The sequence below is a fragment of the Pseudomonadota bacterium genome, assembly GCA_008501635.1.
Lineage (GTDB): Bacteria > Pseudomonadota > Gammaproteobacteria > QQUJ01 > QQUJ01 > QQUJ01.
This window is the reverse complement of sequence record QQUJ01000010.1, coordinates 670,357-688,486: the sequence shown is the minus strand read 5'-3', so window position 1 is coordinate 688,486 and position 18,130 is coordinate 670,357. Positions and strand designations below refer to the sequence as shown.

The following is an 18,130-nucleotide window of genomic DNA, read 5'->3' as shown; positions in this document are numbered from 1 at the left end:
GCTTCAGTCGTCATCCTGTTGATCGTCTCGTACCTGTTCGTCACCCGACTGCTCGTCAGCCAGCCGACGATACTCATTTAACATATGCTGAAGAAATTCGGCAGATACCACGTGACGAATCAGCGGCGAAATCTCAAAGCGTTCTTCACTGCCGCGAACAACTACCAGGATTCGCTTTTCGATCATGCGTTTCAGCGAAGTGACCAGTTGTTTGCGATCCGAGCGCGTGCTGTTGGTCAATGGTAAGAACGGGCTCAGGCCGGCTTCCATTGTTTCGATATCGATTATAATCTTGTGCTCGCCCTGGGATTCGCGGTCCTGGAAATACTTGCGCAACACCAGGATCAGCAGGGTATCGTAAAGGGTTAGCGTTCGACGGCTGATCAGCCTGACACTCTCGCCACCGTCGTCCTCGTCTTCGGGGTTTTGCGCGTTGGCGATAAACGCGACGCCGTAGCGCTCATCGATGACCAGTCGCAGGTACATATTCTCGAGGTGGTTGCGCAGGGCATCCTGGTAGCGGCAAATTTGTTCGAATATCTCGGTTTTTTGCCGCGCCAGCGCCGAACCCTGGCGCAACAGATACACCAGCACGCGGCGGGCTTCGTGCGGCAAGGATGCCGGTTGATCATCGGCCGGTGACGGCGCATCCGCTGACACCTGCTCAACACCATTGTCCGCATCCACATTCAGCGGATCGGCCTCGACCGTAACGGTCGATTGCGCCTTGATCAGATCGTCGAAGAAGTCCTTCTCATGCATAGGCTATAGCGTCAGCTCGTCGATGTTGGCGGGAAACAAATCGGCGCTCATCAGAAGACCAGGAATCGAGGCCCGTATTCGTGCACCCTGTTTATCGTGGACTTCGACCAGCTCGGTGGTATTGAGGTCCGTCGCGTGAACGGCCCGGGCCACCCTCATGCAGGCAACCAATTCTTCCAACCCCGCCTGTAGCGGTTGATATCGCGATAACGCGGAAATCGTCATCGGGCCATGTTGGCGCAAGGCCTCCAGGGTACGCTCGGCGACTCGGCGGATCTGTACCACCTCCAGACTGTCGAGCATCTCCAGGCTGGGCTCGCGCTGATTGGCCTGTTCCTCAACGCCTGAGGTATCCAGGTTTTCGTCGGGCTGTCGCAGATTCAGGCTTTCGGGGGACCGAATTCCGGGTACGCCAACCTGCAGCTCCAGCCGGGTTCGGGTCTTCAGATCGCAGCCGTTTTCGCGCAAGGCGACGGCGCTGCGTTCCAGCTCGGACAGCAGGCGCGTCACCGCGCGGTTTTCCTGCGCGGCGCCACTTTCGATATACCCGCGCAAGCCCTCTTCGGTACGCCGACGGATGCGGAACACGCGCTCGCTCTCGCGTGACAATTCGCGCATCAGCCGGGCAAGGTACTGGCGTTGCGCGCGATTGAGGTGATGGGCCACCGGCAGGCTGAGGATACCGCGTAACTGATCGCTGAATTCGGTCGAGCGGTTCTGGTCACACAGCAGCTGAAAAAAGCCTTCGAACGCACTGCCCGCATCGGTATTCGCTAGCAGAATCTCCTTCTCCATCAGTTCGAGTAACACGTCTCCGCGGGTGGAATCACCTTCGATGATCTGGATCCTGAGATCCTTGTCAATGCGTCGAATATCATCCTCCACGCGGCGAAAATCACCGGTCAGCACCGACGCCAACTGGTAGATCTCGCGTATGCGTTCACGCTGTTCGGTTTCACTGAGCTCCGCGCTCACGCCCGCACGCAGATCATCTATGCTGCGCTGAATTTCCTGCTGGCGTTGCTCGAGCTGGGCGACCCGCTCGTCAAGATCCGGGTTGATAGCAACGGCGAAATCGCGCACGGCTTCCTGTACGATTCGAAGATGGGAGGCGGAGGTGCCGGCAGCCGGTTCGTCGAGTGACCGGCAGAATCGTAACGCGGTTTCACTGGCGTCGGTTTTACTCAGCAGGTCGTCCATTTCGCGCAACCAGCCCGCGCGTATCCACTGGCTCAGGTAGGCTCCTGCCCCGCTTTCGCTTTGCCAGTAACCCAGTTCCCGGCCGCGTTCCAGTTCCGCATCCAACGCGATGCGCGCCCGCGCGAAGGGCACCTCGTTCTCCTCCGCGAACAGATCGGCAATGAAGGCGAGAATGATGGGGGCATTGTCCGCACGCAACAGTTTCCAGGTCGCGTGTTCATCCTGTAAACGGCGAAACCTGGCCTGCCAGCCGGAAAAATTCACCAGCCCCTCACAAGCATTGTTGCAAACTGCTCACAACGTTCACTCGCATTCGCCACTATGCTGATCATCAGACAAACGGAGCCACATGCCTTAAGCTGCTAGCTCAATCCTGATGTTCTTGCCCAGCGCTCTGGCTGCGCGTTCCAGCGTCAGCAGCGTCACCGAAGGATTATCGGGATCCAGCAACCGTTCCAATGCAGAACGGCTGGTCTTCATCCGCCTGGCCAGCTGGGCCTTGTTGAGTTTCTGCGCCTTCATCAATTCCTCGAGTTGAAAGGCAAGCACACGTTTAACTGCGATAGCTTCCGCTTCCGCAAGCACACCTTCCTCTTCCAGAAAATCATCGAAGTTACTGCCAATGTGTTTGTTCATGTCACTTCTCCAGGTTGGCTTTGCGATCTATAGCCAATTGCAAATCGGCTTGAGGTGTCTTCTGGGATTTCTTGATGAAGCCATGCAGCAAAATCATCTTTTCACCCTTTACTGTAAACAGAATTCGAGCAATACGTTGATCAAACCGACACCTGACTTCCCATAGTCCGGGCTCCATTTTTCGAACCACTGGCATCCCGATAGGCCAGCCATATTGAACGGTTTTAATATCACCACCGATTATCCTTTTGTCCTGTTTGCTCAGCCCCTGCAACCATGCGCGAACCCGGTTCATTTCCCGATTCCGTTCGGTAAAAAACCACTTCAAGAGGCATATCGGCATCCATGCGAAAAAGTGTACCATATTTGGTACACTTTACAAACCTTTGATCATGAAAGCTAGAAATCTGAGAACAAACAACTATGCCGTCCAGAGAGGGAGGAAAGCGATGTGGATAAGTTCATGGTCCTTCGGGCGCCTGATCCATTGTGGCTCGTACTTGGTCACTAATACTGTGACGGGTGAGACACGCATGGCATGGTATGGGTGCGCCACGCTGATTGTGAGCGTGGCGATACCATGATCTATACCATTAGAAAATGGCACTTACTGCTTGTCGATGCCTGCCAGTGCCAGATGTTGCCAGACAGAAGCGAGGATAAGTTATTGGTTTTGTATTTCAACTGCGTCTTGATGCCTGTAGGCGCCTGTCAGTGCTAGAACTGGTCTACTCCCACTCGATCGTTGCTGGCGGTTTGCCGGAGATATCGTAGACCACGCGCGAGACGCCGTTGACTTCGTTGATGATACGGCGCGAGACGTGGTCGAGGAATTCGTAGGGCAGGTGCGCCCAGTGTGCGGTCATGAAATCGATGGTCTCTACGGCGCGCAGGGCGATGACGTTCTCGTAGCGACGCCCGTCGCCGGTGACGCCCACCGACCTCACCGGCAGAAATACGGCGAAGGCCTGGCTCACCTTGTCGTAGAGTTCGTGCTTGCGTAGCTCGGAGATGAAGATGTCGTCGGCGTGGCGCAGAATTTCAGCGGACTCTTTTTTCACTTCGCCGAGAATGCGCACCCCCAGCCCCGGGCCGGGGAAGGGATGGCGGTAGACCATGTCGTAAGGGAGGCCCAGTTCCAGGCCGATCTTGCGCACTTCGTCCTTGAACAATTCGCGCAGCGGTTCGACGAGACCGAGTTTCATGTAATCTGGGAGACCGCCGACATTATGGTGCGATTTGATGACGTGCGCCTTGCCGGTCTTGGCACCCGCCGATTCGATCACATCAGGGTAGATGGTGCCCTGCGCGAGCCACTTCACGTTGGCGAGCCTGGCGGCCTCAGCCTCGAAGATGTCGATGAAAGTGTTGCCGATGAGTTTGCGTTTCTGCTCGGGGTCTTCGACGCCGGCCAGCTTGTCGAGAAACTGCGCCTCGGCATCGACGCGGATCACCTTGACGCCCATGTGTTCGGCAAAAGTGGCCATCACCTGATCGCCTTCGTTGAGACGTAGCAGACCGTTGTCCACGAACACGCAGATCAACTGATCGCCGATCGCCTGATGCAACAGCGCCGCTACCACCGACGAGTCGACGCCGCCGGAGAGGCCCAGCAACACCTGGTCGCTGCCCACCTGTGCGCGGATGGTGTTGATGCTGTCTTCGATGATGTTGCCGGGTGTCCACAGCGCCTCGCAGCCACAGATCTCGTGGATGAAGCGGCTCAGGATGCGCTGCCCCTGACGGGTATGGGTCACTTCGGGATGAAACTGGATGGCATAGTAGCCGCACGTCTCATCGGCCATGCCCGCCAGTGGTGCGTTGTCGGTACTGGCGATGAGCTTGAAGCCCTCGGGCATCTCGACGACGCGGTCGCCGTGGCTCATCCACACATCCAGCAAACCGTAACCATCGGGTGTGGTGTGATCCTCGATCTCTTTCAGCAGCCGTGAGTGGCCGCGCGCGCGTACCTGCGCGTAGCCGTATTCGTGATGGCTGGAGGTCTCCACCTTGCCACCCAATTGCTCGGCCATGGTCTGCATGCCGTAGCAGATGCCGAGCACCGGCACACCGGCGTCGAACACGGCCTGTGGTGCGTGCGGCGATGCGCGGCCCGCGGTGACCGACTCCGGACCACCGGAGAGGATGATGCCGTTGGGTGCGAACTGGCGAATATCGTCGTCGCTGGTATCCCAGGGATGGATTTCGCAGTAAACGCCCGCTTCGCGCACCCGTCGCGCGATGAGTTGAGTGTATTGCGAACCGAAGTCGAGGACGAGGATGCGTTGACTGTGGATGTTCTGAGCGGTTTCTGCGTTCAACGTTGTGATCCCAATCGGTAGGAGCGGCGGAAGCCGCGATGCTTCTTTCAAGCTGCGCCAGTCGCGGCTTCCGCCGCTCCTACGATCAATCGACGCGGTAGTTGGGTGCCTCTTTGGTGATCGTCACATCGTGCACATGGCTTTCGCGAACACCCGCGTTGGTGATACGCACGAACTCGGGTTTGGTGCGCATCTCGTCGATGGTTCCGCAGCCGGTATAGCCCATGCTGGCGCGCAGGCCGCCGAGCATCTGATGAATGATATTGAGCACGCTGCCTTTGTACGGTACGCGGCCCTCGATGCCCTCGGGAACCAGCTTGTCGGTATCGCCCGTGCCTTCCTGGAAATAGCGATCCGCCGAGCCCTGGCGCTGCGACATGGCGCCCAGCGAGCCCATGCCGCGGTAGGATTTGTAGGAACGCCCCTGAAAGATCTCCACCTCGCCCGGCGCCTCGTCGGTACCGGCGAAGACACTGCCCATCATCACCGAATGGGCGCCGGCAACGATGGCCTTGGCGACGTCGCCCGAATAGCGAATGCCGCCATCGGCGATCAGCGGGATATCGGTACCCTTCAATCCTTCAGCCACATTGGCGATGGCGCTGATCTGCGGGACGCCGATGCCGGCCACTATCCGTGTGGTGCAGATCGAGCCCGGACCGATGCCCACCTTGACGGCATCGGCCCCGGCCCTGGCGAGATCCTTGGCCGCCTGCGCGGTGGCGATGTTGCCGCCGATCAATTGCACATCGGGATAGTTCTTCTTGACCCACTTCACCCGCTCCAGCACGCCCTGCGAATGACCGTGGGCGGTATCGACCACCAGCACGTCCACACCCGCCTCCACCAGTGCCGCGACACGCTCCTCGGTGCCGGTGCCGACACCGACCGCTGCACCCACGCGCAGGCGCGCCTGCGCATCCTTACAGGCGTTGGGATTGGCCTTGGCCTTCTGGATATCCTTGACGGTAATCAGCCCGCGCAGCTGGAAGTTGCCGTTCACCACCAGCACCTTTTCGATGCGGTGCTTGTGCAGCAGTTCGATCACCTCTTCGCGCGGCGCGCCCTCTTTGACCGTGATCAGCTTCTCCTTGGGCGTCATCACCGAGGCGACGGTATCACCGAGGCGCGTCTCGAAGCGCAAGTCGCGGCTGGTGACGATACCGATCAGGTCCTCGCCGTCGACCACCGGTACCCCCGAGATCCCGTAGTGGGTCATCAGGTCCACCACCTCGAGGATCGAGACGTTGGGTTTGACGGTGATCGGTTCGCTGATGATGCCCGATTCGAATTTCTTCACCCGCCGCACCTCGGCCGCCTGCGATTCGGCATCCATGTTCTTGTGAATAATGCCGATGCCACCCTCCTGTGCGAGCGTGATGGCCAGACGCGCCTCGGTGACCGTGTCCATCGCCGCCGACATCAAGGGGATGGCCAGCCGAATGCCGCGTGTCAGCTGGGTGCTGAGATCGACTTCCTTGGGCAGGATCGTGCTGTGGGCAGGCAGGAGGAGGACATCGTCGAAAGTGAGGGCTTCTTGAACAATACGCATAACGCTTCCTGTTCCGGGTGGAGCCGGGCGCTGTCGAAAGGCCCGGGCGAGAGAATAACGGGGCATTATAGGAATTTTGTCGGGGCGGGTAAATCAAGATCCCGTTATTGAGGCCCCGCAACAGGTTGATTGCACAATAAAAGTGCCGTAATGGTGGGCGGCGCTGTTTCTACCGGAAGCGGCAGTGCTGATAGCATAGCCCTTATGCCCCCTGCGTCCCCTGCCGATCGCGAGATCTACACCGTCAGCCAGCTCAACACCGAGGCACGGATTCTGCTCGAATCCGGTTTCGGCACCATCTGGGTGGAAGGCGAACTCTCCAACGTGGCGCGCCCCTCGTCCGGCCACATCTACTTCACTCTCAAGGATGCCGGGGCGCAGGTGCGCTGTGCTATGTTTCGCCGGCGCGGCTATCGCCTGAGCTTCCAGCCCGAAGAGGGGATGCAGGTGCTGGTGCGCGCGCGGGTCAGCGTCTATCAGGCGCGCGGCGACTATCAGCTCATCGTCGAGCACCTGGAGGAGGCGGGAGATGGCGCGCTGCGCCGCGCCTTCGAGGAATTGAAGCAGCGGCTCGCGGCCGAGGGTCTGTTTGACGGTGACCACAAGCAGCAGCCGCCCACGCTGCCAAAGCGGGTGGGCGTCATCACCTCTCCTACCGGCGCCGCGATACACGATATTCTCACCACGCTGGCACGACGCTTCCCCGCGCTGCCTGTCATTGTCTACCCGGTGCCGGTACAGGGCCCAGGCGCAGCGGAGAAGATCGCCCGCGCCATCGCACTGGCCGACGCGCGGCAGGAGTGCGACGTACTGATCGTCGCACGCGGCGGCGGCTCGCTCGAAGATCTGATGGCCTTCAACGATGAGGTGGTGGCACGCGCCATCTACGCTTGCGGGATCCCGGTGGTCGTGGGCGTGGGTCACGAGGTCGATATCACCATTGCCAACTTCGTGGCCGATCAGCGCGCACCAACGCCAACAGCGGCTGCGGAACTGGTTTCGCCCCATCGCGATGAGTGGCTGGAGCTACTCGGCCGTTTCGAGCAGCGGCTGGTCCGGCAGATCGCCGTCCACCTGGCAAATGATACGCAGACGCTGACCTGGTTGAATGGCCGCCTCAACAAGGCCCACCCGGGCCGTCGTCTGCAAGAACGTGCACAGCGGCTCGACGAATCAGAGCAAAGATTGCGCTTGGCATGGCGAGCGACGCTGCGCGAACATCAGGCGTCTGTTCAACACGCGAGCGCGCGTCTGCAGCGTCACGATCCAAGTGAACGGATCCGTGCACTTGCCGCGCAACAGACCCAACTCGCGCAACGCCTGACCAACAGTTGGCGCAGAATACTCGCCGATAGGACCCAGCACCTGCAAAGCCTGGGACGGGAACTGCATGCCGTGAGTCCGCTGGCAACACTCGACCGCGGTTACGCCATTGTCCAAACCACGGGGGATATCACCGTGGTTCGCACCTGGAGCCAGGTTGAAATCGGCGACCGAGTCACCGCGCGCTTAGGCAAAGGCAGGCTTGGATGTCGGATTGAAGAGCGCAGCGAGGATTAAGGAACGGTATCTGACGGCATCTGTTTTACCGCAACACCTCCAGAGTACAGCAGTGCAAAATATGCGTGTACCGTGTGAGCATAGCAGCCAGAATACCGGGTTCGATTGGACCAGACCGGCATGAGATCCGTTACATGTTGGGGTAGTTGGGCCCGCCGCCGCCTTCGGGTGATACCCAGGTAATGTTCTGCGTCGGATCCTTGATATCGCAGGTCTTGCAGTGCACACAGTTCTGCGCGTTGATCTGCAGGCGCGGATTGCTGCCGTCGTCATCGCGCACGATCTCGTAGACGCCGGCGGGGCAGTAGCGCTGCTCGGGCGCATCGTACTGCGCTAGATTGATGGTGATCGGCACCGACGCGTCCTTGAGCTGCAGGTGCACTGGCTGATCCTCCTCGTGATTGGTGTTGGAGATGAACACCGAGGAGAGTTTGTCGAAACTGAGTTTGCCGTCGGGCTTCGGGTAATCGATCGTCGCACACTCGGCCACGGGCTTCAGTTGCGCGTGATCGGCCACGTCATCTTTCAAGGTAAAGGGCAGCTTGCCGCCGAACCAGTTCTGATCGATGTAGTTGAAAGCGCCGCCCAGATACGGCCCCCACTTGTGCAAGGCTGGCCCGAAATTACGGCTGCGGTAGAGCTCATCGCAGGCCCAACTCGCCTTGAACTGATCGGTGTAGGCGGTCAACTCCGTGCCGCCCGTGTCACCCGCCTGCACCGCATTCGCTATCACCTCGGCGGCCACCATGGCGGATTTCATCGCGGTGTGAGTACCTTTGATCTTGGCAAAATTGAGCGTTCCCGCATCGCAACCGATCAATAACCCGCCGGGGAAGGTCATCTTGGGCAGCGCGTAAAAACCGCCTTTGGTAATTGCGCGCGCGCCGTAAGCGAGGCGCTTGCCACCCTCAAGGTGCTGCCTGATCACCGGATGATGTTTGAGACGCTGAAATTCGTCGAACGGACTCAGGTGCGGGTTGGCATAGTTGAGGTCGGCGATCAGGCCCACCACGACCTGGTTGTCCTCCAGATGATAGAGGAAGAAGCCGCCGGAGCTGCCACTTTCACTCAGTGGCCAACCGGCGCCATGGACCACCAGACCGGGCCGGTGCTTCTCCGCGTTGACTTCCCACAACTCCTTGAGCCCGATGCCGTAGTGCTGCGCGGTGGCGTTGGCGTCGAGTCGGTAACGCGCCATAAGTTGCTTGCCCAGATGTCCACGACACCCTTCGGCGAACAGCGTGTACTTGGCGTGCAGTTCCATTCCCGGTTCATAACCCTCCTTGGGTTCGCCATCGGCGCCGACACCCATGTCGCCGGTCGCCACCCCTTTGACGCTGCCCTCGTCATTGAAGAGGATCTCGGCCGCGGCAAAGCCGGGGAAGATCTCCACGCCCAGACCCTCGGCCTGCTCGCCCAGCCAGCGGCAGAGATTGCCCAGGCTGATGATGTAGTTGCCGTGGTTGTGCATGGTCTTGGGCACAAAGGCATTGGGGAACTTGACACCCGATTCGGGGCCGCGGAGCAGATAGACCTGATCGGCTGTGACAGTCGTCTTGAGTGGCGCGCCCTGCGCCTTCCAGTCAGGGAGGAGCTCATCCAGGGCGCGCGATTCGATCACCGCGCCGGAGAGTATATGGGCACCCACTTCGGAACCCTTCTCCAGGATGCAGACATTGAGCTCGGCGTTGAGTTGTTTGAGGCGTATCGCTGCCGACAGGCCCGCAGGACCCGCCCCGACAATCACCACATCAAACTCCATCGCTTCTCGTTCCATACTTCCTCCCCGCGCTTTCATTCTGGATCTCGGTCAGCCGAGCGCAGATCATACCAAATTGCTGGATTCCCAACTTTCCAGGAGATCAGCTGCCGCTGAACCGTATCGCAGGCTCCAACCATCGAACCCTCGACGACGCTTTATCCACAGGCAAGCAGAGGCGTGCACCCGATCAATCCAGAAAGAGATCTTGAAATAACTCCCCCTGGGGATCGACCGCATACGATGCGATATCCGTGACGCCTGCTTCAGTCAACACTTCGTCGTCAATGAAGAAATTACCCGTGCATTCACGGCTCTTGCGCGTCAGGATGGCGTAGGCTGCGTCAGCCACAATCTCGGGCTTGCGGCAATTCTCGGGCTTGACCATATCCCCGAGCATGGCGATGGCCGCGGTGTAGATCGCGGTGCGCGGCCATAGCGCATTGACCGCCACGCCCTGCTTGCGAAACTCCTCCGACATACCCAGCACGCACATGCTCATACCGTACTTGGCCATGGTGTAGGCCGTGTGGTGCTTGAACCACTTAGGTTTCATGGAGAGCGGCGGCGACAGCATGAGAATATGCGGATTCTCCGCCTTGAGCAGATGCGGCAGGCAGGCCTGCGAACTGGCGAATGTGCCGCGTGCATTGACCTGGTTCATCAGATCGTAGCGCTTCATCGGGGTTTCCAGGGTGCCGGTGAGGCTGATGGCGCTGGCGTTGTTGACGAGGATATCGATGCCGCCAAACCGATCAACCGTCTTCTGCACCGCGGCGGCGATCTGCTCCTCGTCGCGGATATCGGTTTGTACGGCGAGTGCCTTGCCGCCGGCCGCCTCGATCTCCTCGGCTGCGGTAAAGATCGTGCCCGGCAGTTTGGGATGCGGCTCCGTGGTCTTCGCCGCGATCACAATGTTGGCCCCGTCCTGCGCCGCACGCAGCGCGATCGCCAGGCCTATGCCACGCGTGGCACCGGTAATGAAAATGGTTTTACCCTGCAAAGAACCCATTGTGCCTCTCCTTGTTTCCGCACCACTTTTAGGAAACACACCGGCGCGGAGTTTGAATTGTGCGAAATGGTGGTGGCGTGATTACCGTCCCGTAAACTCGGCTTTTCGTTTGTCGCAGAAGGCGATGACACCCTCGGTAAAATCATTGCTCAATGCACATTCGGAAAAGCTCTCCATCTCCGCATCGAGCTGCGTCGCCATATCGTTGTTCCACGAGGCGTTGAGCAACGCCTTGGTCCTGCCGTACGCAAAAGTGGGACCTGATGCAAAATGCTGCGCCAGTTTCTGCACGGTCGCGTCCAGCAGAGCGGCCGGTACCGCGCGGTTGATCAAACCGATCGCCTCGGCTTTGGCCGCATCGAACCGCTCACCCAACAGCGCCAGCTCCATCGCACGTTTCATGCCCACCATACGCGGCAGCGCATAGGTACTTCCGCCGTCGGGACTGGCACCGATATGACAATAGGCCAACGTGAACCTGGCACTATCGGCTGCGATGGCCAGATCGCAGGCCGCCAACAGGCTCACACCAAATCCCGCAGCGGCACCCTGGATTCGCGCGACCACCGGCTTCGGCATGGTACGCAAGTGGGTAATGGCGGTGTGGACTTCGTCGATGATCGCCCTGATCTCTTCCCGGCGCGTGGCTTCGCTGCCCTGCAAACCAGCGCGAAAATACTCGATGTCACCGCCAGCCTGAAAGTTATCACCGGCCCCTGTCACTACGACGCAGCGCACCTCCGGGTTTTCGGCGAGTGCGCGTGTCGCAATGGCGAGCTCGCGCGCCATTTCCGCATCGAGCGCGTTCAGTCTGTCGGGGCGATTCAGCAGCAGTGTTGCCACGCCATCGACAATCGACGTTTGTACGGTTTTGCTCATCACCCTCTCCTCCTCGTTGTTCTTGGGTTGCGCTGCGCTAGTAGCTTGCTGACTCACACTCGACCCATTGTGTCACCTCGGGCGGAAACGCGGGTGAGTCCTGCCGATAGTCCATACGCTCCAACAGTTTTTCGGTCGGTACCGAACCGCCGCGCCCGCGAAACAGGCCACGCACTGTTGCCACCGAATGAACACCCTTGCTGCTTTCGATACGTTGTTCCATGTAGAACCACTTTTCGTCCCAGCACAACAGGCGTGTTTTCATCGTGAAGCGTTGAAACGGATCCAACGAACGGCGGAAGCGTATGTTGATGTTGCCAACGACCGGCAACCAACGTTCCTGCATCACGGTTCCCAACATCCCCGCACGAATCAGCAGATCGGTGCGTCCCAGATCCATCATGCTGAGGTAACGCGCGTTGGTCATATGCCGGTTGATATCGAGATCGGTCGGCCATACCCGGAAGTTCACCTCCGAGGTATCGAGCACACCGATACGCGGCTTCAGCAGCGCGCGAAACAGTACCCGTAAAAACCGAAAGATCAAGTTCATTAGGAATCTAAGTCTTCTAACGCCAAGTCGCTAAGACGCAAAGATTGCCAAAAAAGCTGCATTCACCAACACTCCCCTTCGCGTCCTTTGCGCCTTAGCGTCTTGGCGTTAAAAGATCCCTATTCAAAACGCCTCGTCGTTAAAGGCCATCATCGATTTTCCACCCGCGAGGATCGCCCCAAAGAGTCCGCCGCCCTGCGGCAAGAGGCGCTGCATATAGAAACGTGCGGTATCGATCTTGGCCTGATAGAACTGACTTTCGCCGCCGTCCACCTTAGCCAGGGCGATCTCGGCCATGCGTGTCCACAGGTAAGCCAGCGTCGTCAGTGCAAACAGCCGCTGATAGTCCACCGATGCGGCACCCGCTTCATTGGGATCGCGCATTCCCTTTTCGGCGATGAAGGCGGTCGCCTTCTGCAGCCGTCCAAACACCTTGGCCAACGGGCCGATGAACTCGGCGAGGGCTTCATCATCCTTATGCGCCTCGATGTAGTCGGCGACCGGGTGGAAGAAACGGCGCAGATAGCGTCCCATATGGGCGGGCAGTTTGCGACCCACCAGATCGAGCGCCTGAATACCGTTGGTACCTTCGTAAATCTGCGTGATACGCGCATCGCGCACGTACTGTTCCATCCCATTTTCGCGGATGTAGCCGTGGCCGCCGTAGACCTGCACACCCAGATTGGCGCACTCGAAGCCCATGTCGGTGCCAAAGGACTTCAACACGGGTATAAGAAGCGCCACCAGATCTTCCGCGGCCTGCACCTCGTCAGCGTTCTCCGAGCGCTGATAGACGTCAATTTCACTGGCCAGCCAGCCAGCCAGGGCACGCGCACCCTCAACATAGGCGCGTTGGGTGAGCAGCATGCGCCGCACGTCGGGATGAACGAAGAGCGGGTCGGCCGCTTTCTCCGGAAACTGCGCCCCCTTCAGGGCACGGCCCTGGATGCGCTCGCGCGCATATTCGACAGCCCCCTGATAAGCGCTTTCACCGAGGCCGATACCCTGAATTCCGACGTCGAGCCGCGCGGTGTTCATCATGGTGAACATGGCGCGCATGCCTTTGTGTGGCTGCCCCAACAGCCAGCCGGTCGCATCGTCAAAATTCATCACGCAGGTCGATGAGGCCTTGATACCCATCTTGTGTTCGATGGAACCGCACACCACCCCGTTGCGCCCGCCCACATCGCCGTTGGCGTCGGGCAGAAACTTGGGCACCAGAAAAAGACTGATACCTTTTATCCCGGCTGGCGCATCGGGAAGGCGCGCCAGTACCAGGTGCACGATGTTCTCGGTGAGATCATGCTCACCGGCGGAGATGAAGATCTTGGTGCCGGTGATCCTGTAGCTGCCATCGCTCTGCGGGACCGCCTTGGTGCGCACCAGACCGAGATCGGTGCCGCACTGAGGCTCGGTAAGGCACATGGTACCGCTCCACGTTCCATCGGTGAGTTTGGGCAGATAGAGATTCTTCAGTTCCTCGCTGCCGTGTGCCTTGATGGCGTTGTAGGCGCCGTGCGAGAGACCGGGATACATACCGAATGAGAGATTGGTGGAACAGATCATCTCCTCGACCATCACGTTGACGGTATTGGGCAGACCCTGGCCACCGTACTCGGTGTCACAGGCAATGGCGGTCCAACCGCCTGCGACGAACTGCTGATAGGCCTCTTTGAACCCGGCCGGCGTGCGCACCTCGCCATTCTCGAAATGGCAGCCCTCCTCATCGCCGCTGCGATTCAGCGGGAACAGCACCTCGGCACACAACTTGCCGGCCTCTTCCAGCACGGCATTGACGAGATCACCATCAAACTCCTCGCAACCGGGCAACGCCTGCAGGCGCGCCGGGTCGAGCAGTTCATGATAAACGAACTGCAGATCACGTAAGGGTGGGTTGTATACGGCCATGGTTAAGCATCCTTAGTTTCGTAGCGGCTTGCCGGTGGTCAGCATGTGTTCCATGCGCGCCAGCGTATCCGGGTGCCTGAGCAGGCGCATGAAGTGCCTGCGCTCCAGAGCCAACAGGTCATCTTCAGTGAGGGATTCGGTCACATCGGTGTCGCCACCGCTGAGGCAGTCGGCCAACGCTGCAGAAACCACCACATCGTGCCGCGTTGCCTTGCCCAGTTTGACGAAACCATCCACCGCCATCTCCATAGCGGTTTTCGCCGTCGGGCCGGGCAGGCTGATCTCGACCGGCTCCGGTGGCGTGTAGTCCGCAGCCAGCGCCAGGGCGCGGGCCTTGGCGTCGACCAGCAGCCGATCACGATTCATGGTGATACCGTCGTCGTGGCGCAGAAACAGGTAGTCCTTGGCCTCCGCCGCGCTCTTGGCGACGCTGGCGACGCTGATGGTCTCGAAAACCTTGATGACCGGCGGCATGGGACCACCCGGACGACGCTTGTTGGTCACCCAGCGGGTCAGCATCTCCTTGCAACCACCCCAACCCGGAATCACACCCACACCCACTTCGACCAGTCCCATGTAGGTCTCGGCGTGTGCCTGTACCGCATCGCAATGCAGCAGGATCTCGCAACCGCCCCCTAACGCCATGCCGGTAGGCGCACCGACGACGGGGAAGGGCGCGTACTTGAGCGCCTTGTAGGCATCCTGCCCCTCCTTCACCATAGCTTCCGTTTCGGCCCACATGGCCAGGTTGGCCGCGTAGAGCACCAAGCCGAGATTGGCACCCACCGAGAAGTTGCTGCCCTCGTTGTGGATCACCAACGCCTTGTAGCCTTTGGCGGGAATCAGTTCGATGGCGGTACGGATCATGGCGAGAATCTGCGGATCCAGCGAGTTCATCTTGGAGGTGAATTCCAGACACACCACACCGTCGCCGATATCCCACAGGCTGGCAGATCCGTTCTTCGCCAGCGGCTCGCTGCGACGCTTGATATCCGCGAGCAAGGTAACACCTTCGGCACGCGGCACATCGCGGTAATCACCGGTCAACGTGAGGTACTGCAGGACGCCGTTGTTGACTCTATAAAACGATTTATCGCCCGCCACCTCGAGTATCGCGGGCACGACGTGACCATCCGTGCGCAGACGATCGGCGAACCAGGCGCCGCCCAGTTGATCGATCAACTCGAAAGGACCGTATTTCCAGGCGTAGCCAAGGCGCATCGCCTCGTCAACGGCATGGATATCGTCGTTGATCTCTGGCACCAGACCGGCCGCATAACCCAGCACCTTGGAGAGTACCTGCCAGGCGTATCGACCACCCAGGTCGGCGTGTTCGACCAGTGCGCGCAAGCCACCTTTGGCCGCATCGACACTATCGAGGCGTGGCTTTTCCGCGACCCGATACTCGCCACTTTGCAGATCGATCGCTTCCTTGACCTTCTGGCCACCGGCTTTGTTGATGCGATAGAAGCCACCCTTGCCTTTACGACCGGTGTAACCGTCGGCGATCATGCGCTCAATGAGCTTGGGGATCTCGGCAACCGTGTGAAAGGGATCACTGGGCGGCAGCGTCGATTTCATGCTGGTCATCAGGTGCGGCATGAGATCGATACCCACCAGATCGGAGAGCCCGAAGACGCCCGTCTTGGGAATACCTACCGGCCTGCTCAGCACGGCATCGGCCTCTTCCACTGTCACACCCATGCGCATCGCTTCGAGAATCGCGGTCTGGATCCAATAGATACCAATGCGATTGGCGATGAAGCCGGGGGTGTCCTTGCAGTCGACCACGCCCTTGCCCAGGCGGCGATCGCAGAAATCACGCACCGTTGGCACTGCGTCCGCGCGGGTTTTGGCACCGCGGACGATCTCCAGCAGGCGCATGTAGCGCGGCGGATTAAAGAAGTGTGTAATCAGAAAATTCTCGGCGAACGGCCCAGATAACCCCTCCACCAGATGGTCCAGCGGGATGGTGGAGGTGTTGGAGGAGACCAATGCATCGGGCTTGCGCACCGCGTCGATCTTCTTGTAGAGCGCCTGTTTGATATCGAGCCGCTCAATGACCGCTTCGATGATCCAGTCGCAGTCGGCAAGCAGTTCCATGTGATCGTCGATATTACCGGTGGTGACCAGCTTGGCGTTCTTTTTGTGCATGAACGCCGCCGGTTCGGTCTTCAGCATCTTCTGCACCGCGGACTCAGCGATCACATTACGGTTATCCGCCCCCTCGGGGACGATGTCGAGCAGTACCACCGGTACCCCGGCGTTGGCGACGTGAGCCGCAATACCGGCCCCCATGACGCCGGCGCCGATGACGGCAACCTTGTTGATTTCCATGTCCGAGTTCCCCTTAAACGGCTTCGAGGATGGTGGCGATACCCTGGCCGCCGCCGATGCACTGCGTAGCGAGGGCAAACTGCTTGCCCTCGCGTTTTAGTAGCGCAGCCGCCTTGCCCGTGATACGCGCGCCGGTGGCGCCCAAGGGATGACCCAAGGCAATGGCGCCGCCGTCGAGATTAATCTTGGCGATATCGAGTTCCAGATCACGGATACAGGCGATGGACTGGCTGGCGAAGGCCTCGTTGAGTTCGATGATGTCGAGATCGGCTGCCTTCAATCCGGCGCGTTCCAGCGCTTTACGGGTCGCCACTACCGGACCGATACCCATGATCTCGGGCGCGCAGCCGGCAACCGCGATACTCTTGATACGCGCCAGCGGTTTCAGGCCGTTGGCCTTGGCGTACTCTTCGCTGCACACCAGCGTGGCGCTGGCACCATCGGTCAATGGTGACGAGGTGCCTGCGGTCACCGTGCCCTTCTCGTCAAAAGCGGGCTTGAGATCGGCCAGCCCTTCCGGGGTGGTCTCGGGGCGAATGCACCCATCCTGATCCACGACACCGTTGCCGGTATCGATGGCGATGATCTCGTCGCTGAGGCGACCACCGGCACGTGCCGCTCCGGCCTTTTGATGACTGGCAGCAGCAAACTCATCCTGCTCCGTGCGGGAGAGGTTGTATTTCTTCGCGACATTTTCTGCCGTCTCACCCATTCCCATATAGGCGGCGGGCATCGCCTCGTAGAGGGCGGGATTGGGCAGAGGATTGAAGCCCATCATCGGCACCCGGGTCATGGACTCGATCCCGGCGCAGATGAAAGCCTCGCCAGCATTCATCTGGATAGCGCCGGCTGCCATGTGAATCGACTGCATGGAGGAGCCGCAGAAACGATTGACCGTGACACCCGCCACCGACAGTGGCAAGCCGACGATAAATCCGATCAGTCGCGCAACATTCAGTCCCTGCTCGCCTTCGGGAAAAGCGCAGCCGAGAATCAGATCCTCAATATCTGCCGTCTTCACGCCGCTTTTGGCAATCAACCCCTTGATGACCTGGGCGGCCAGATCGTCAGGTCGAACCTTTACCAGTTCACCCTTGCGGGCAAAGGTGAAGGGGGAACGTACATATTCAGCGATCACAACGTTTTTCATTGCCACTCTCCGCAAACTCCTTATGGTGTCAATCGATCGAAGGGCATCACCCCTCCACTGTCTCCGTCCGCTCGCGCATCTCGATGGTGGTGAGACACTCCTGGCGGATCTCCTGCAATTCCTGAAGGGCTGTTTCCAGATCCTCGCGCTGTTGCTCCAGCTCGGAGATTCGCCGATCGATCTTCTGGGTGAGCAAACGCAGCTGCTTCCCCTGCAGGGGATCGGCATCGTAGAGATCCAGATACTCACGGATATCCGCCAGCGAAAACCCCAGCCGCTTACCACGCAGAATCAGCTGCATCCGGGCTCTTTCACGATGGGTATAAACCCGCGTAGTGCCCGCGCGCCGTGGTTTGATCAACGCCTTGGTCTCGTAGAAGCGAATGGTACGCGGGGTAATTCCCAGCTCGTCTGCTAGCTCGGTTACGGTGTAGAAATCAGGGGTGCTGGGCTCCATGCGACGTAATATAGACTTTGTTAACCTTTACGTCAACCTTATTA

General features: G+C 59.5%; 15 protein-coding genes. 1 reads left to right on the top strand and 14 read right to left on the bottom strand.

What is annotated here, in order from left to right; all coding sequences use genetic code 11:
* Positions 1-3 precede the first annotated feature (3 nt).
* From DWQ09_05755 to DWQ09_05730, 6 genes are all read right to left on the bottom strand, one after another.
* Entirely contained in the window at positions 4-762 is a 759-nt protein-coding gene (locus DWQ09_05755) for a DUF4194 domain-containing protein (protein ID KAA3629740.1), read from the bottom strand.
* Positions 763-765: 3 nt separating this feature from the next.
* A complete protein-coding gene (locus DWQ09_05750) occupies positions 766-2,226 on the bottom strand; it encodes a DUF3375 domain-containing protein (GenBank protein ID KAA3629739.1) in 1,461 nt (486 codons plus the stop codon).
* Between the two features lie 90 nt (positions 2,227-2,316).
* Positions 2,317-2,598: a Fis family transcriptional regulator gene (locus DWQ09_05745; protein KAA3629738.1), complete on the bottom strand. Its 282-nt coding sequence runs from the start codon at positions 2,596-2,598 to the stop codon at positions 2,317-2,319.
* A 1-nt stretch (position 2,599) separates the two neighbouring features.
* Positions 2,600-2,962, bottom strand: a complete 363-nt coding sequence (locus DWQ09_05740) for a type II toxin-antitoxin system RelE/ParE family toxin (GenBank protein KAA3629737.1) — start codon at positions 2,960-2,962, stop codon at positions 2,600-2,602.
* A gap of 364 nt (positions 2,963-3,326) precedes the next feature.
* Positions 3,327-4,919 carry a glutamine-hydrolyzing GMP synthase gene (locus DWQ09_05735; GenBank protein ID KAA3629736.1) on the bottom strand — a complete coding sequence of 531 codons (1,593 nt, stop codon included), beginning with the start codon at positions 4,917-4,919 and terminating at the stop codon, positions 3,327-3,329.
* Positions 4,920-5,004: 85 nt separating this feature from the next.
* The gene (locus DWQ09_05730; GenBank protein ID KAA3629735.1) at positions 5,005-6,471 is read right to left on the bottom strand and encodes an IMP dehydrogenase; all 1,467 of its coding nucleotides are present in this window, start codon (positions 6,469-6,471) and stop codon (positions 5,005-5,007) included.
* Between the two features lie 204 nt (positions 6,472-6,675).
* Between DWQ09_05730 and DWQ09_05725 the strand changes: the two genes are divergently transcribed.
* A complete protein-coding gene (locus tag DWQ09_05725; protein KAA3629734.1) occupies positions 6,676-8,031 on the top strand; it encodes an exodeoxyribonuclease VII large subunit in 1,356 nt (451 codons plus the stop codon).
* A gap of 130 nt (positions 8,032-8,161) precedes the next feature.
* Here DWQ09_05725 and DWQ09_05720 read toward each other — a convergent pair whose 3' ends face one another.
* From DWQ09_05720 to DWQ09_05685, 8 genes are all read right to left on the bottom strand, one after another.
* A complete protein-coding gene (locus DWQ09_05720; protein ID KAA3629733.1) occupies positions 8,162-9,808 on the bottom strand; it encodes an electron transfer flavoprotein-ubiquinone oxidoreductase in 1,647 nt (548 codons plus the stop codon).
* Between the two features lie 172 nt (positions 9,809-9,980).
* Positions 9,981-10,802 (bottom strand): NAD(P)-dependent oxidoreductase, encoded by an 822-nt coding sequence (locus tag DWQ09_05715; GenBank protein ID KAA3629732.1) that lies wholly within the window; start codon positions 10,800-10,802, stop codon positions 9,981-9,983.
* Positions 10,803-10,883: 81 nt separating this feature from the next.
* Entirely contained in the window at positions 10,884-11,681 is a 798-nt protein-coding gene (locus DWQ09_05710; protein ID KAA3629731.1) for an enoyl-CoA hydratase, read from the bottom strand.
* Between the two features lie 37 nt (positions 11,682-11,718).
* Positions 11,719-12,234 (bottom strand): thioesterase, encoded by a 516-nt coding sequence (locus DWQ09_05705; GenBank protein ID KAA3629730.1) that lies wholly within the window; start codon positions 12,232-12,234, stop codon positions 11,719-11,721.
* Positions 12,235-12,357: 123 nt separating this feature from the next.
* Positions 12,358-14,142, bottom strand: coding sequence for an acyl-CoA dehydrogenase (locus DWQ09_05700; GenBank protein ID KAA3629729.1), 1,785 nt, complete (start codon positions 14,140-14,142; stop codon positions 12,358-12,360).
* 12 nt (positions 14,143-14,154) lie between these two features.
* Positions 14,155-16,479, bottom strand: coding sequence for a 3-hydroxyacyl-CoA dehydrogenase/enoyl-CoA hydratase family protein (locus DWQ09_05695; protein ID KAA3629728.1), 2,325 nt, complete (start codon positions 16,477-16,479; stop codon positions 14,155-14,157).
* A 13-nt stretch (positions 16,480-16,492) separates the two neighbouring features.
* The gene (locus DWQ09_05690) at positions 16,493-17,629 is read right to left on the bottom strand and encodes a thiolase family protein (GenBank protein KAA3629727.1); all 1,137 of its coding nucleotides are present in this window, start codon (positions 17,627-17,629) and stop codon (positions 16,493-16,495) included.
* A gap of 46 nt (positions 17,630-17,675) precedes the next feature.
* A complete protein-coding gene (locus tag DWQ09_05685) occupies positions 17,676-18,086 on the bottom strand; it encodes a MerR family DNA-binding transcriptional regulator (GenBank protein ID KAA3629726.1) in 411 nt (136 codons plus the stop codon).
* Positions 18,087-18,130: the final 44 nt, after the last annotated feature.